Origin of the sequence: Thioclava sp. F28-4, assembly GCF_002020045.1 — a bacterium.
GTDB lineage: Bacteria > Pseudomonadota > Alphaproteobacteria > Rhodobacterales > Rhodobacteraceae > Thioclava > Thioclava sediminum.
In genome coordinates this window covers 54,250-69,576 of the sequence record NZ_MPZQ01000012.1, presented here as the reverse complement: position 1 = coordinate 69,576, position 15,327 = coordinate 54,250, and the positions used below count along the sequence as shown (strand labels likewise).

Below are 15,327 nucleotides of genomic sequence, written 5' to 3'. Positions count from 1 at the left end.
CTTGTCTTTAATCGCGACTGGGTGAACAGCCGGTGGCTGGTCAGAGGTCACGGCGTGACTGCGACCGGCGCAAGCGAGAACTTTGTGCCGTTTGCGCTAAGAGAGATGGATGGTCGAGCGACGTGAATATTTGATCATCGAGTCAATAATTCGCCATATTCATGGGGCAGGAATAGCACATCTTTCAGGAAAGAATTTCAGATGAAAGCGTTTGGCACGACTCTGCTTGTCATCTTTTCCATCCCTGCGCCGACCGGGGCCTCGCAACCTGTGGACCATATTCACATTAGGAAGTGTGTTACCTAGGCGGCGGATCAACTTGAGGCCGGTGTCAGAAAGCAGGTTCACCGCTGCATGGGTAACCCTATTAATATAGAGGATGAGCATAATCATGAAATCGATTTCAATTCTGTTCGCTGCCGTGCTGCTGTCACAGGCGCTTTCGCCAGTGACGGCCTCTGCGCGAGAAGAGATGTTTTCTCCGTCCGGCATCGTGCGTATTGTCGGAGGGGAGCTGGAGATGAAATCCGTAGAGGTTGGGGGGAAGCGCTTTCCCCTCGGAGATTTCCATGGCGACCTCATCGAGAAAGTCGGAAGTCTGGTGCTCGTCAGTGTGGCCAGCGGTGGGGTTGCGTGCCCTACAAACTATGCCTGGCTCGATACGACGCCCGGTCATCTCCGGCTGACGGAAACCTTTGGAACTTGCTCTGAAATTTATGAGCTCAGCCATGACGCGGAGACCGTAACGCTTACCATGCCGTCGATGGACCCTAGTGAAGGGCAGGTGGCCTTCATCTTTGACGGTCACAGCGTCGTCCGTAAGGTCTTAGGGCTGAAGAGCTCAAAGGTGGCGCGGAATTCAGCAGGAAACGCTGACGCGTGGATCGGCGAAAGTCCCTACGAATACCTGACCGCAGCAGAAATGGAACCAACTCTGCTGCGAGAAATGACGTGGTCACAGCTCGATATGCTGCGGCGATACATGACCGTTGGCTCGCAGCAGATGACAGTGGAGGGCAATTGGATCGTGGGATCGGGCTGCCTTCCGCATGTGTGTAATACTGACCATGCTGCCATCGCACTCTATCGCTCTACCGGCCAGCTTGTCGCAGCGATCAAAAGGGATGGTCACGAACCCGTCTTGATCGGAGAGCCGCCTGAAGCTCTCCCAAATACAATCCGGGCCATTATGGTGGAGCATTAAGCTTCTTGCGCGCAAATCCGGCCTTGGGGCCGACTGCATTTCGGTGTTTGGGCTAGGCTTCGCATTCTCCTTCCGCTGCCTGCGTTTGCCAAGTCTGCCCACCGGTTGCTGCACCGCAATACCCTAGGCTCCAGACTCGTTAGTTTTTAAAGCCAGGAGACGACAGTTGCGGCGAGGGCTACGGCGGACAGAAAGACCTTCGGGCACCTGTCGTAATGGGCCAAGGGAGCCATGCTTTCCTACACAAAGTAAAATAATGTGTAGGAATGCCTGATGGAGCATCTCCCGGTCCCGATCCAGACTGCCTTTCATGAGCTAATGCAGAGGTTCCGGGCCCGGCCATCCCTCTCCGTCCCTGGGTCCATCATGCGGATCGAGAAGTCCGGTCGGGGCTATTGGGTGTCGAGGCGCCGCATCGGGGACCGGGTCGTGGAGAAAACGATTGGCCCTGAAACGCCGGAGGTCCTGGCGACCTTCGCGGCCGCGCGCGCCGAGCGGGAGGTCTACGACGGTTGGCGAAAGAAGAACGCGACCCTGGTGTCGATGCTGAGGGCCGCCGGACTCCTCTCGCTCGACGTTAACACCGGAAAGGTCCTCTCCTCCTTGTCTCGGGTCGGATTCTTCGAGATCGGCGGGATACCGGGGGGGGGCGAACGCGTTCCGCCTCTACCCCGCCCTTCTTGGGGTCGCCGCCCCCGCGCGGGAGATGGTCTTCACCGGTTACGTAAGCATGCTCGCGCCCTCGCATATCCTGCGTCCACGAACTTCGGCGCGACCTCGGTCGCACCCTTTCGATCCGGCGCTTCCTGCGTCCGGTCTGCTACCAGAACATCTCCGAGGGCGTGCTGCCCGCGGACCTTGCGTGAGTTTCGCCGGCTTTCGTTTCAGGCAGAACGATGAACAGCCTGAAGTGGTCGCTTAAGCTACACGCTCTTGAGGATGTTGCTGCGTTTGGGAGGCCTTCGGTTTTTGGTCGGGCGAGGTCCTTCCCGGGGGGGGGGGCGAAGTATGGTGCCCCCCGCGTGCCGCCTTTTTTTGAGCATAAGCCGACGCTGCCGCGCCGGCCCGCAATCCAACCGTTCAGGAAAGCTACCTATAGTCTGTCATATAGCTAGTTTTCCCGGCGCCGTTTTTCGCACCGGTCTCCTGCCCGTTTTTTCAGGTCACCAACTTATCCTCGAGCGAGAGCCAAGGAAGAGAAGAGGTGATCCATGAGCTATCAGTTTGTCCATATCGAATGTTATTCGGCGGCTCCACGCAAGGTGAAGGGGGCGCCCGACCATGTAAACACGGCCGCGCAGGTCTTTGGCGAGGCGATGCGGGTGCCACGCTATTCGGGCCATGTCGCCGAGCCAAAGGCTCCCACCAAGCTTGGCGGGACGACCACGCTCGAAGAGCTCGAAGCGCTCTGGACCGAGCAGGTGGAGTCGATCCGTGAGACCGTGAAAACTGCGAAAGGCACGAGCTATCAGCGTCGGCTGCGCCGGGATGCGGCGACGCTTTACACGGAGATACACTCGCACCACCTTTCGGTGGAGACCCTGACCCATGATGGGGGACGGCATGCACCTGAGATCAAGACCTGGGTGCAGCGAGTGCTTGCGCATTTTAAAAGCCGGATGCCGCAGGGCGTGGAGTGGGCGGCCGTGCTGCATCTTGATGAGACCCATGTCCACCTCCACATCCTTGCGATCAATGTCGACGATCCGAAGCTCGATGCGAACAAGCTGCATGCGGGCAAGCGCGCAGCCGCGGAGGTGCGCGCCTGCTGCGAGACCCCCTCGGCCATTTGCTCTCTCCCGCGGCCCCTCCCCAAGCCTCTTCCGCCGAGACCGCCCAAGCGGGCTCTTGGCAAGCGACCCGCGACCATCGCGCGCAACAAGGTGCATAATGCCGCGCGTCTCGCGGCGTGGCGCTCGGCCTCACGCAAGGTGCGCGCTGAAAATGCTGCGGCGCTCGCTGCGTGGAAAGAAGAGAACCTCGCCCATCTTAAAGCGGCTCGAAAACTACGAGGTGAGGTTCCCGAAATGGCCGCTTACCGTGCGGCCATGCGGCAGTTCCAGGACGACTATTACACGGCGGTCGGAGCGCCTTGCGGGTTGCTGCGCGACGGGCCGCGAAAAGCGCGGCTAACGACGAAACAACATGCCGCGCGCAAGGCGATCGCGGAGCAGATGCGAGTGCAGTCTGCGGAGTTCGACCGAAGAACTCTCGAGTTTGCGCAAAAGCAAGCCGCCCTGCGTGAGGTCATAACCGCGCTCACCGAAGGCCGTGCTGAAATTTCGAATGGCGCTGTCGTGATGGAGGATTTGCCGCACTGCCTCAAGGCGCTTGGCGAGAGCGACGAAGACCGGATGATCCAGGGAGTTTTGGATCTTCTGGTGCTGAGCGGGGAGGTCGGAGTTGGGGCGGTACAACCGTTGCGGGCGGACGAGATTGATGGGCCGGGGATGGGGTAGACCTGGCGGAACTCAACCGGGAGGCCAGGCTGCCGCGTAGGCCTCCTCGATCAGGGTGGCTTCCTCTTCCGTCAGCGCCGAGAACTCCTTGCGCAAGGCACGTCTGGATAGCGTGCCGTTGCCTTGTTCCAGAAAACCTCGCAGTAAATCCACCATTGGGGCGGGCATGTCCAGCAACGCGTCGACACTGGATTTGAACCGATCATAGCGCTCAATGTAGTCAATTTCCCTGGGTAGGTCCTGCTCGACCGTTTCCCTGACACAATCGGCGACGAACTCGGCATGCATGGTGCTGTCGAAGAAGCGGTAAAGCGCCGCTGTGTCAGACAGGACTTCCACATTCCCCCGGGCTGTGGGCTTCCACTCGATGAACTCCATCATAGGCTCCGAGACGGACTTTAGAACATCGCTGTATTCCTCGATACGCCGGTGGACCACGACGCTTATAGGGAAGACCAGGCCCGTCGGATTGAACCCGCCACGGGCCAAAACATGGTGCAGCAGATACCGATGGAGACGGCCGTTCCCATCCTCGAAGGGGTGGATGTAGACAAAACCGAACGACACCGCGGCCGCGACCACCATCGGATCGACACCGCCCTCGAGAGCCCGCGTTTCATAGAGCGCGATTCCCTCCAGGAGGTCAGCCAGATCTTCATGCCGGGCGCTGATATGCACCGGCTCCGGGACCCTTCCGTCGCGGCTGTGGCTACCAATGAAGCCACCTTCCTTGCGAACCCCCATCTTCACGAAGCGTGCATCTCGCAAGACAATCTGTTGCAGGCGCTCAAGCTCGCCCTGCGATAGCGGATGGCTTCCCGCCTCGCCGATCGCACGTGCCCAGCGGGCTGCTCGCTGGGGGCCTGGTTTCTCCTGCTCGATCGCAAAGGAAGCCTTGGAATCGTCAAGCAACAGGAAAGCTGCGGCGCGCGACACGATATGTTGCGGCGCCTTTCCTGTGATCCCCCTTGCCAGAGCTGGAAGTTGAAGCGCGATCAGTTGCTCGAGCCTCGGGGATCTCTGCACGAGAGGACAAAAGGCCGGGGTGCCGGGCAGGTTATCGATAATCTTGTGACGGGCCGATCGATTCCCTGGATCGATCGCGAAATAGATGTCTGGATCGAGCGCGGGTTGATACTTCACCTTCCCAAGGTCAGGCAGATCCAGCATCTCGCCTGTCAGCCATTCCCAAAAGAACCAAAGCCGACGCGCGACGAGGCCGGTCGCTCCCTTCAAGGCTCGGGAAATCTCGGAAGGGTCTGCAACCCTTGTGACCTCATGCATGATCCGAAGTTCGATGCCTTCGTTCTTTATGGCAAAGGTCAGGTGATCGAAGACGGCCTCACCCGGCCATTGCTCCGATCGAAATATCTCCCATTCCGGCTCGGACCGGCGTTCGTGGTGATCGGAGACAAGAGCCAAGCGGCGCGGCATGGGCGTGCGTAGACCGAGCTCACTGATCAGCCAGCCATATCCTACAATCCGGCCCGGGCCGGGGAGCTTGCGTCCGTAGAAATTCATCACCGCGCCACGAAAATAATCACCTTGATGGATTTTGTTTAGATTTTTTTCACCTAAGCTGCAAGATCATCCGCGTAGATAACCGTCACCTCGTGTCGATTTTCTTCACTTTAGGCGATTTTTTTCGAATTTCGTCACTTCTGTCGCGGCCAAGCGCGGGCAGGCGGCTCAGGTCCAGTCTCCCGGGCGAAATCTTGGGGCGTTCTCTCCAAGCACGCGCTTGATTGTGTCCGTGATCGGCGGTGGCGCGGAAAGATCGCAATGGGTGCAACGTTGGCACGAGCAGGTGAACGATAGATTTCCGATCGAAAACTTATGAGCGATTACTTCGTGAGAGGTCTGCACTTGCCGGTCGGAGAGGTGTATCCGGCGATAGGTGTCCCAACCAAATCGGGGGTGCTCGTTAGTCATCACCGCGCTTTCCTCAAGATACCCTCGGCCCGCCAAAGGGAACCATGCAAACCCGCGTCGCCTTTCCCGGGAGAGGGTCTCAAATAGGTGCTTTGGGACATTCATGCGGTGGCCTATGCTCCTTCTAGTGATTACGCGAGCCCGAAATGCAGATGAACGGCAAACTCCAAGATCCAGCCCAGATCGCCGCCGTTGCGCTCAAAGCCTATGCGCGCATCGTCAAGGCTTGGGGTCTCAGCGAGAAAGAGGCTGCCGGCCTCGCGGATATGTCCGAGAGCGAGCGGACGCGTGCCAGGAAGTCTGACTTCGCGGGTGAACTGACGCAGGATCAGCTCCTGCACCTGAGCGCGGTGGTGGGCATCTACCAAGCGCTCGAGCTCTATTTTTCCGAGCCGCTCGCGAGAAGCTGGTTCACGCGCCCGAATACGGGTCCCTTGTTTGGTGGGCGCCGTCCGGTCGAGACAGCTATCGAGGGTGGGCTGCCGCAGATTCTCGCGATCCGGACCTATCTCGACGCCCTGCTGGAAGGCGCGTGAGAACCGCCCTTGGCGACGCTATGTTCATTCCGAGCGTTTACTGAGCAAGTGCCAAGGGAAACGGGCAGGAGCTCTGAAAGTGCCTGGCGACCTCGTGAACCTTCTGAGGAGAAATCTCCATCTCGCTCACGAAGGAGTTCTGAAGCTCCGGTGGGACTTCCGAAAAGAAGGCGAAGACGAGTCCGATGTTGCGTTTTGCGGCATCGTTATCCGAGATGCTCTGGGCGAGTTGATGAGCGGACAGGTTCGCACCATAGGGGGTGTTAACGGTTCCAAGAACAAAGGACGCGATCTGAGACATGGCCCTTCTTGCTCTCATCATCCTAGGGCAACACGCCCGATGTATCATGATCAGCCAGAAAGACCTCCACCAGCTTATCACCGGCGCGCTCGCCGCTTCCCCTTCTCGCGATCGGCGTCTCTCACTAGGGCGCTTTGCTTGCCTGGATCAGCTACAGAGTGCTGCCGTTTGAAAGAGAGAATTCTGGAAGCTGGGAATCGATGTGCCAAGGCACGTCGGATCATCCTTCCAAATGCGCGCCTTCAAACAGAGGGTGCTCGTTTTGCTGTATTTCATAAACCCCACTTTCAAATCATATCAATGGCTTACGGTGGGGTGGGGGTGCTCGATAAAAGGTATGCCACGGCGCGAGCCGCGCACCTCTATGCATTTTATCGAGCACCGGCACGCGCGGTGTTTTGCCTGCTCGATAATATGCATTTCGGGTGTCATGTGTCGTTTATCGAGCACCGTAGCCGACTGAAAGCGGCTATTGCGACGGTTCGCGACTTCGGGCAACTGAGGTGTCAGATGCTCGCCCATCTCTGACCTTGCCGCGCGAACCTTTACTCACCGGCGTCGTCATCACCGTCTTCGAAGTAGGCATCGTCGGAGATCGGTTGGCTCTTGAGCCATTGCACTTCTTCCTCGGTGAGGCCACCAAAATCAGCCGCGAGACGCTTGTAGTCGCGAGCGCGTTCAATCAAGACAGGAATGATCGCCGCGGCGCCAAAAGCGACGAAGCCGATCATACCGACGATCTCATGTGAGCCCATAGCGACCTCCATTGAGGGCTTCAACTTCACAAGGAAAGTCCGGAAAAGTCAAATTTTCTGGCCTTTGGCTTCACCGGTATCCCAGCTCCGCCATCGACAGCTTCGTCCTCCCACACGCGTGGCGCCGCGACGCTGGCTTGCTGTTCTTCGCCTTGCCCTTGAATTGCGGAAGCCGCTTCCGCCGAGGCACTGTAAGTGGGTCCCACATCGAAGTAGTCGGCGCTCGTAGCGGAACGCTAATGGAGCCAATGCGCTTCTCCATCGATGGGATTGCCCAAACTGGCGGCGGAACGCTTTGAAACGCGCGCCCTCGCGGATGACCAGAACAAGTGCCGCCGCGGCAAAAGCGACGAAACTGCGTAGTCCGAAGAATTCACGCGCTTCCATGGCGAGCTCGAGGCTAAGTCAAATTTCCCGCTTATGACTTCACCCGATTAGTGTCCGAAGAAGAGGTCCTAGATTGTATGGACAGGCTTGCGGATAAGGAGAATGTTGCCGTCGTTTTCGCAACCGAGCGGGAAGACCGCACAACGCCCCCGAACCGCTATGCGACGAGCGCGAAGAAATACCTGCAAGCCGCGTCCTATTCCGGCAGGCACAGCCGGATAAGAAGCGCGAGGATCAGCGCAGGCGGCATGACCTTGCATCCAACTTTCAGGAAATGGGTTGCAGAGACATCGAGGCCGGACCGGCGAAGCGTCGCGAGCCACAGGAGCGTTGCGAGCGATCCTGTCACCGAGAGGTTCGGCCCAAGATCCACGCCGATCATCAGGGAGTCGCGCATGAGATTTCCGAGGTCTCCTGCTGTCGCGGCCGCGGCGGCGGCCAGTCCGACAGGAAGGTTGTTGGCGAGATTGCTTGCGATGCCGACCGCAAGTCCACTCACGCCTGCGGCCGCCCGCGGAGAGCTTGCGGAGATCTGCCCAAGCCATTGACCGAGGGTCGACAGGAACCCGACGCGGTCGAGCATGGCGACCAGCACGAAAAGCCCGGCGACGAGCGGCAGCACGCCCCATGTCAGGTGCCGCAAGAGGGGCAAGGGAGACCGCCGGGTGGTCAGCGCCACCGCCAGCGCCACTGCGGCACCGGCGCCGAGCGTCGCAAGTCCCAGCCTGCCGCCCAGAGATGAGACGGTGACCAGCGCCACCGCCGAAAGGCTCAGCCCTCCCGCCGCGACCCAACCGCCTCGCGAAAGCGCGGGCACTTCGGGCGTGATGGGCTCGGTGCCCAGATCATGGCGCATCGCCCAGCGAAGTGACAGATAGCTGACCACGATCGCGGCGAGCGCGGGCAGGGCGAGCCGCCCGAGCCAGTCGCCCAGCGGCGGCATGACACCATGGTAGAGCACGAGATTGGCGGGGTTCGAGATCGGCAGGACGAAACTCGCCGCGTTTGCGACGATGGCGCAGGTGAAGAGATAAGGGAGCGGCGGCACGCGCGCGTGCCGCGCCACCGCGAGCACGGCTGGCGTCAGCACCACGACCGTGGTGTCGTTCGACAGGAAAATCGTCACGCCCGCGCCGACCAGATATAGAATGAGAAAGAGGCGCCGCGCGGACCCCGCGGCTGCCTGCACCGCGCGGGCGGCAAGATGGTCGAACAGGCCTTCGCGGCCAGCGACTTCGGCCATAAGCATCATTCCGACCAGAAAGAAATAGACCTCTCGGCCTTCGCCGATGGCATGCAGGGAGTCGGAGAGCGGCAGCGCCCCCAGACCCACCACGGCAGCAGCGCCACTCACGGCAAAGATCCAGTCGGCCAAGCCGAAGGGGCGCAGGATCACGCCCGCCGTCGCGAGCGCCGCGATACAAAGACCGATAACCTCAACCATCATCAGTTCGCCCAACGCATGCAGCCCTTCCGATCGCCCCGGGGGCGTCAATGCAATGACTGACTGATCTGGCGGAAGCTGTCGATACCTGCTCGTAGTGCGGGTGGGCTGAGAGGCGCCAAGGCCGAACGCAACTCCTGCGCTATCTGGTCAAATGAGTCCCATCCGACAGAAGGATTTCGTCCATCGGCACATCCCAGGGCATCGGGTAGATGGTCGGCATTACGCAGTTCGAAAACCCGACGCCAATGATCCGCAGCTTTTTCTCAAATCGCGCCAGCGTCCGGTCGTAATGGCCACCTCCATTGCCGAGACGGTGGAGGGTCGTGTCGGCGCCGACAAGGGGGACGATCACGATGTCGGGCCTGCGAGGTTTGCCCTCGGCAGGGACGGGGATGTTCCAGACCCCGCGCACCATCTCGCACTCCGGGGACCACCTGCGGAATTCGAGCGGCGCATCTCGCTCGATGAAGACGGGCAACAGAATTTCGGCCCCGGCCTCATGTGCCTTGCCCATCCAGCCCCGCAGATCCGGCTCGCCCCTGATCGGCCAATAGACAGCCGCGGTGATGCGGGCATCGAGAGGAACTATCAGGTCGAGACCGTCAATCAGCCGGTCGGTCGCACGCTCCCGATCTTCTGCCGACAAGGCCCGCGCGGCCACAAGCCGAGCGCGCTCCGCTCGTCTAAACCGCGCCACATCGCGTGCTGTCTCGGGATCGACCAGGTGCCCGTCGACCAGAAGATGAGCAAAGCAAGCGGGGGCTCCTCCGGTAGCATCGTCGTCCATGTTTATGCCATCCGCTCACGTTTCCGAGGCGGAAAGATCGTATCGTATCCCCAAGTGAAAACGAAGGCGTAGACGAGGTAAAAGCCTGCAAAGGACAGTTCCATCACGAGAATGGTCAGCAGGGAGGCGTCGAGCCACCATGCGAAAATCGGCAGAAGCAGGGTGAGCAGAGTCACCTCGAAAAGCACCGCGTGAGAGATCCGAATTGGCATAGTCTTACGGACATCGCCACGACGCCAGAGCAGGAGATAATCGAATGCCAGGTTGAAAAGATAGTTCCAGGCAGTGGCCGCTGTTGCGCCAAGCACGGCCAGCACGCCCATTTCCTCCATCGGATGATCGAAAGCCCAAGCGAAAAGCGGCGTTACGATGAGGAGACCAATGAGTTCGAAGCTCACGGCTTGGCGGATACGGTCTGGGGTGCTGCGCATGGAAGGTCTTCAAGTGTAGGGCTGGAGGTTAAGCGTGCCGGCCTTCTGGTCGGGCGAGGATATCCCCGGGGTCGCCTATGGTGGGTCCCGTGCGTCCGCTTTTCAAGCATGGGCGCACGTTGCGCTGTCCAGGGACCTCGGGTCGGTGTCTCGTGAATAGCCCCGCCTTTCTTCGACGCCTTCGTGTCTCAGTTCCCGCTGTCGCTCGAAGCCGACGGGCGACAGCATTCCATGCCAAGCGTGCAAAGCTTGCCGCGCCGAGCGCAACCGGAACCTCATCGTCTCGCTACGAAGGTCGAATATCGCCGCGCCATCTGATCGTTAGACTCGCCGCATGTTGCGCGCGCTCATCCTATGGTTCTTTCTGGCGTTGCCCGCTTTCGCGGCGAGCCTGTCGCGCGAGCAGGTGGCCGATATCGTCGTTGCGCCTTATGCGGTGGGCGATGAAATCAATGAAAAGGGCGTCTGGCAGCTCCGCAATTCCGGGGGCGGCGAGGCGGGTTATGTCTTTGAGACCGGCGAATTGGCGCCGTTGCCGGGTTTTTCCGGCAAACCGATCAACATGCTGGTCATGCTCGATCTGGAAGGGCGCTTCATAGACGTGAAACTGATCAGTCAACACGAACCGGTTTTCGTGTCTGGGCTGGGAGAAGCGCCATTTCGGGAATTTCTCGAACAGTATCGCGGCCACTCCATCAACGAGCCGATCGTCGTCGGCACGCCTTATGGCGGTGCCGGGTCGGGCTCAGATCTCGTTTATCTCGATGGTGTGACCAAGGCGACCGCGAGCGTGCGGATCGCGCATGAATCAATCTTGGCGGCGACGCTCGCGGTGGCGCGTGAGAAGATGAAGGGAATCCAATCCGGTCCGCCGCCGAAGCCTGATCCAGACCATCGCGAGCAGCTTGACTGGCAAGGCCTTATCGAGGCGGGACTGGTGGGGCGGCTCCGCGTCACGAACGCAGAGGAAGACGCGGCGTTCGACAATACGAAATGGGCCGCCGATGATGCGACGGTCGATAGCGACCCGAACGGACTTTATCTCGATCTCTATGCTATCGACCTCGGCCCGGGCTCGATTGCAAAAGCTGCGCTTTCTCCCGAGACCTATGCCGAAACGCGACGCTTCCTGTCTCGTGCGCCGGATGACGAGCTCTATCTGCTCATCGAGGCCGGCCGACAGGGGCTGGTGAGCGAAGACTTCGTCCGGAACACGGCACCGGATCGGATATCTGCGCAGCAAGATGGATTGCCGCTGGCGCTGCGCGATGCGGACATTCTGGCGCAACTGGCCAAAGATGCCCCGGCGACGCTTGAGGACGCGACGAAGATGGTGGTCCGGCTGGATCGCCGTCTCGGTTTCGATCCCTCCCGCGATTGGGAGCTGACCGCGCAGGCGGTTCGTCTGCATGGGATGTTTCAGCCCGAAGCGGGAGAGGCGAAATTCAGTCTCACGATGAAGACACCCGAGCGGTTCTTCGTTTTCCCGCAAGTGCCGGAGGCCTTGCCGCCATGGCGTGAGGCGCTTCGCAATCGGGCAACGGATTTGTGGGTTCTCAGCGGGTTCCTCGTGCTGCTGTTTGGGGCGCTGCTGCTGCAATCGCGGCTTGCGGCGCTCAGGCTTTTTACCCCGGTGCGGCTTGCGATTCTCGCGATCACGATCGGCTTCGTCGGTTATTGGGGGCAGGGGCAACTCTCTATCGTGACGCCCATCGCGGTGATCCGGGCGCTCACCGGGAACGGCTCGCTCGAGGTGCTCCTCTATGACCCGTTCTCGCTTCTGATCTGGGCGGCGGCGATCCTCGGTTTCCTCCTGTGGGGGCGCGGATTTTTCTGCGGCTGGCTTTGCCCTTACGGGGCAATTCAGGAATTCGCGCATCACATCGGACGCTTCCTGAACTTGCCGAAATGGGAGCCGCCACGGTCACTTGCCCAAGCGCTCCTTTGGACCGGGCCGGTGGCGTTGGCTGTGCTGACCGGCATTGCACTTGTCACGCCCGATCACATCGAGAAAGCCGTCGAGGTCGAACCTTTCAAGACTGCTATCACCACCCATTTCGCCAGACCCTGGCCCTATGTGCTCTGGGCGGCGGGGTGGATCGCGGTCTCGATGGTCTGGTTCAAGGGGTTTTGCCGCTCCGTCTGCCCCTTGGGGGCCGCGATGCGGCTCGGCGGCCTCTTACGACTGCGAAGCTGGATCCCGCGTCGGGCCGACTGCGGCTCGCCGTGTCAGCTGTGCAAGGTGCGATGCAATTACGGGGCAATCGCGAAGACCGGCCAGATACGGTATTCAGAGTGTTTCCAATGCCTCGATTGCGTGAAAATTCATGACGATCCAAAGCTTTGCGTGCCTCTCGTGCTAGCCGCGAAAAAGGGAAAACGCGGCCCCGGCCTGAGGGAGGCAGCAGAATGAAACGGCGCCGTTTCCTGCAAATTTCGGCGGCGGCGCTATGTGCCGGAGCCCGCGCGCAGGCAGCGACCTGGACTGGACAGGCATTTGGTGCCGAGATCGCGCTCGATCTCAGGGGCGGGGTCAGGAACCGGCAGGACATGCGCGCGATCCGGGACGAAATTCAAGAGATCGAGAACACGTTCTCCTTGTATCGCGAAAGCGAATTGACGCGCCTCAACGCGACAGGCCGCTGCCGACCGTCTGCTGCGATGTCGGAGGTTCTCGCGCTCTCGCGACGGGTGCATCTGGCGACGTTGGGCGCGTTCGATCCTACGGTGCAGCCGCTTTGGGATGCCTTGGCAAATGGCAATAGCGGCGCTTCGCTGCGTACGAAAATCGGCTTTGAGACCGTAAGAGTTGCGGCGGACATTCGACTCGGACCGGGGCAAGCCCTGACGCTGAACGGGATCGTGCAGGGATATGCGGCTGACCGTGTCCGGGACCTCTTGGTTGCGCGGGGCTATTCCGACGTGCTGGTCGACATGGGCGAGTTCGCGGCGATCGGCGGTCCGTTCGATCTTGGGGTGTTGGATCCAAGCGCTGGATTGCTTGCGCGCCTGCAGCTGCGCGACGGGCGGGCGATGGCGACCTCGTCGCCGGGAGCGCTCGCTTTGCCGGGTGGCTCGCATATCCTGGGGCCCCAAGGGCAGCTCCCGCGCTGGTCAACGGTTACGGTCGAGGCAAAGAGCGCGGCGCTCGCAGATGCGGCCTCGACTGCATTCGTGCTCATGGAGCGCGACGAGATCGCACGTAGCGCGGCCCGTCTTGGCCTCGATGCCGTCCATCTGGTGGATTTCGATGGGAATTACGGGCCGCTCTGATCGCGAGATCGAAAGCGGCCCGAACGCGCAGATCACCGCGTCGGTGGGGTGAATCCCACGCCGTAATCGGCAAAGGCCTTGGCGATCCGCCCGTCTTCCAGCGCAGCTGCGATCGCGTCATCGACCGCATAGCCAAGACGACGATGCTGCATCGAGAGCGCCACGCCGATCGCCCATTTCGAGCGCGGCAATCCGAGCGGCGGTTCGTGGATGTCGATGCCGGGCGCAAGCGCGGCTTCCAGCTCGGCACGCGGGCCCATCACCGCCATCACCTCGTGATCGGCCAGTGCCTTCATCGCGAGCGCGGTATTGCGGTAGCGATGCACCTTGTCCGCCGAAGGTCCACGGGTTACGTCGGTCATGTAGAAATCGGAAATCGAGTCATTCTCGACACCGATAGGATCATAACGGAAGACCGCCGGGGACGGCCCCTTATCGGGATAGCTCGCGGCGTCATAGGCGATGGCGATATGTTCCTCGCCGTAAATGCCGGTGAAAACGACCTGATCGAAGCGACAGGCGTAATCCACATCATAAGGAACATGCAGCATCACGTCGGAGACGCGGCCATTTACGACGGCGCCCTTGTAGACATAATTGCGCAAATCGGCGTCAAGCGTTTCACCTGCGGAGACGAGCCGGAAGCGCGGCTCGACGCCCAGAGCTCCCGCGATAATCTTGCCGATCTCGATATCGATCCCTTCGGCTTTTCCGGCGTTCTCGAAGGACCAGGGCGCATAGTCGTCATAGACAGCGAATTCGATATAGCCGTCCGTGGCAATCCTATCGAGATCGCGCCCGATATCCTGTGGCGAGGTATTCTGCAATTTCTGTTCTGGGGCCACGCCTTCGCATGCGGCAAAGGCGGGAATGGCTCCGACCATCCCGCCCAGAAATGCCAGCACGCCAAGCCCCGCGCGGGCCTGTGCGATGACGCTCATCATTCCGCAGCCGATATGCCGATCGAAAGCATATCCGCCGCTTCCTTCTGCTTGCTCGGATCCTTCTCCAGCTCATGTGCTGCGCGGGACGCAGCGCTGTCGGCGACAGGTGCTCCGGAAGCGGTATCGACCTTGCCGGAGATATCCTCGAGCGTCGCAATCACGGTGGGGACGTCGGCCTCTCCTGCGGCAAGCTGATCGCGGATCTTGTGAAGCTCATCCGAGTAGGGCTCCAATGCACCATCGTCAGGTCGCGTCTCGATATAGGTGCGGATTGCCCAGGCTGCTTTCTGACCGAGGATTTCCCCGAAGGCGGGCATCTTGGTGGTCCCGTTCTGGGTCATCCCATGGCGGAAGCGTTCAACAAACCATTCGTCGCCATATTCCTCGGCTTCGAGATAGCGCAGGTCCGGCGCCAGACCGCCCGAAACCGCACCCAGCCCGTGGCAGCGCGCACAGTTCTGATTGAAGCCGCTGTCGCCGATCTGGACGGCCTTGGCCCACACCTCATCACCGGCCGCCGCGGCGCGATAGGGGTTCTCGCTGAGCCATTCCTCGCCAACGTCGGGCAGGGCATCGGTGTTGACGGGCTGTGGGGTCACGTCGCCATGCGAAAAGGCGGTAACCGGCGCAAGTGCCAGCGCCAGAAGCGCGGCCATCAGGCCCTTACGGGTGTAGAGCATCTAAACCTCCCAAAAAGATCTCGCTTGTCTTCTGGATAACGCGAGGCTGCGTCGGGCCACCATTCGACCTTGGTATCAATCGCGGTCCCGCTGGCGGGGAGGGGCATTGTCCTTTGGTCGAATAGGCGCGCCGTCGCGACCTGATACTGTGGTCGCAAATGCGTGATCGCCGGAGGAGCGGCGGGGGGCGC

Annotated in this window: 13 protein-coding genes; 5 read left to right on the top strand and 8 right to left on the bottom strand. The window is 60.7% G+C overall.

Annotated features, from left to right (window positions below; translation table 11 throughout):
* Window positions 1-391 precede the first annotated feature (391 nt).
* The gene (locus tag BMI87_RS18895) at window positions 392-1,204 is read left to right on the top strand and encodes a hypothetical protein (RefSeq protein WP_078523094.1); all 813 of its coding nucleotides are present in this window, start codon (window positions 392-394) and stop codon (window positions 1,202-1,204) included.
* 1,211 nt (window positions 1,205-2,415) lie between these two features.
* Window positions 2,416-3,663 (top strand): hypothetical protein, encoded by a 1,248-nt coding sequence (locus tag BMI87_RS18890; protein WP_078523093.1) that lies wholly within the window; start codon window positions 2,416-2,418, stop codon window positions 3,661-3,663.
* Window positions 3,664-3,675: 12 nt separating this feature from the next.
* Here BMI87_RS18890 and BMI87_RS18885 read toward each other — a convergent pair whose 3' ends face one another.
* Complete coding sequence (locus tag BMI87_RS18885) at window positions 3,676-5,184, bottom strand: Fic family protein (RefSeq protein ID WP_078523092.1); 1,509 nt, start codon at window positions 5,182-5,184, stop codon at window positions 3,676-3,678.
* A gap of 557 nt (window positions 5,185-5,741) precedes the next feature.
* Between BMI87_RS18885 and BMI87_RS18880 the strand changes: the two genes are divergently transcribed.
* A complete protein-coding gene (locus tag BMI87_RS18880) occupies window positions 5,742-6,131 on the top strand; it encodes an antitoxin Xre-like helix-turn-helix domain-containing protein (RefSeq protein WP_078523091.1) in 390 nt (129 codons plus the stop codon).
* 37 nt (window positions 6,132-6,168) lie between these two features.
* Here BMI87_RS18880 and BMI87_RS18875 read toward each other — a convergent pair whose 3' ends face one another.
* The 5 genes from BMI87_RS18875 to BMI87_RS18855 form a co-directional block, all read right to left on the bottom strand.
* Entirely contained in the window at window positions 6,169-6,432 is a 264-nt protein-coding gene (locus BMI87_RS18875; protein ID WP_078523090.1) for a hypothetical protein, read from the bottom strand.
* Window positions 6,433-6,977: 545 nt separating this feature from the next.
* On the bottom strand, window positions 6,978-7,187 hold the full coding sequence (locus tag BMI87_RS18870) for a hypothetical protein (RefSeq protein ID WP_078523089.1): 210 nt from the start codon (window positions 7,185-7,187) through the stop codon (window positions 6,978-6,980).
* Between the two features lie 583 nt (window positions 7,188-7,770).
* Window positions 7,771-9,021 carry an SLC13 family permease gene (locus BMI87_RS18865; RefSeq protein ID WP_078523116.1) on the bottom strand — a complete coding sequence of 417 codons (1,251 nt, stop codon included), beginning with the start codon at window positions 9,019-9,021 and terminating at the stop codon, window positions 7,771-7,773.
* Between the two features lie 139 nt (window positions 9,022-9,160).
* Entirely contained in the window at window positions 9,161-9,808 is a 648-nt protein-coding gene (locus BMI87_RS18860; protein ID WP_078523088.1) for a 5-formyltetrahydrofolate cyclo-ligase, read from the bottom strand.
* A 2-nt stretch (window positions 9,809-9,810) separates the two neighbouring features.
* A complete protein-coding gene (locus BMI87_RS18855) occupies window positions 9,811-10,239 on the bottom strand; it encodes a PACE efflux transporter (protein WP_078523087.1) in 429 nt (142 codons plus the stop codon).
* Window positions 10,240-10,573: 334 nt separating this feature from the next.
* On the opposite strand from BMI87_RS18855, the gene BMI87_RS18850 reads away from it, so the two are divergent.
* Both BMI87_RS18850 and BMI87_RS18845 read left to right on the top strand, forming a co-directional pair.
* On the top strand, window positions 10,574-12,652 hold the full coding sequence (locus tag BMI87_RS18850; protein WP_078523086.1) for a 4Fe-4S binding protein: 2,079 nt from the start codon (window positions 10,574-10,576) through the stop codon (window positions 12,650-12,652).
* Entirely contained in the window at window positions 12,649-13,512 is an 864-nt protein-coding gene (locus BMI87_RS18845; protein ID WP_078523085.1) for an FAD:protein FMN transferase, read from the top strand. Before BMI87_RS18850 ends, BMI87_RS18845 begins: the two co-directional genes overlap by 4 nt.
* A 32-nt stretch (window positions 13,513-13,544) precedes the next feature.
* Here the strand turns inward: BMI87_RS18845 and BMI87_RS18840 are convergent, their stop codons facing one another.
* A complete protein-coding gene (locus BMI87_RS18840; protein ID WP_146681684.1) occupies window positions 13,545-14,453 on the bottom strand; it encodes an ABC transporter substrate-binding protein in 909 nt (302 codons plus the stop codon).
* Complete coding sequence (gene pedF / locus BMI87_RS18835; RefSeq protein ID WP_078523084.1) at window positions 14,453-15,136, bottom strand: cytochrome c-550 PedF; 684 nt, start codon at window positions 15,134-15,136, stop codon at window positions 14,453-14,455. Before pedF ends, BMI87_RS18840 begins: the two co-directional genes overlap by 1 nt.
* Window positions 15,137-15,327 lie beyond the last annotated feature (191 nt).